Annotated in this window: 1 pseudogene; it reads left to right on the top strand. The window is 71.1% G+C overall.

Annotated elements, in window-relative coordinates:
• Positions 1-243 (top strand): annotated as a pseudogene (locus KHP60_RS24220) (IS66 family insertion sequence element accessory protein TnpB); the annotation flags it as partial.
• Between the last annotated feature and the right edge of the window lie 82 nt (positions 244-325).

Here is a 325-nt window from a genome sequence, read left to right as displayed (position 1 = left end):
CCCAGCGTCGTCTTCACCTGGCGCCGGCTGGCCCGCGAAGGGCGGCTTGGCGACGCCGGTCCCGCCTTCGTGCCGGTCGCGATCACGTCCGTCCCAGGGCAGACCACGCCGATAGCATCCCCACCGCGGCGCATCGGACTGATCGAGATCGTCTTGAGGCACGGGCGCCGCATTCGCGTGGATCGCGAGGTCGATGCCGAGGCGCTGCGGCGGGTGCTGCAGGTGGTGGAGAGCCTGCCATGATCCCGGTGCCAACCGGCGTGCGCGTGTGGCTGGCCACCGGCCACACCGACATGCGCAAGGGCTTTGGTGGCCTCTCCCTGCT

This window comes from Microvirga sp. 3-52 (assembly GCF_018383585.1).
Lineage (GTDB): Bacteria > Pseudomonadota > Alphaproteobacteria > Rhizobiales > Beijerinckiaceae > Microvirga.
Note: the sequence above shows the minus strand (reverse complement) of the source record. Positions and strands in the feature narration are given on the sequence as shown.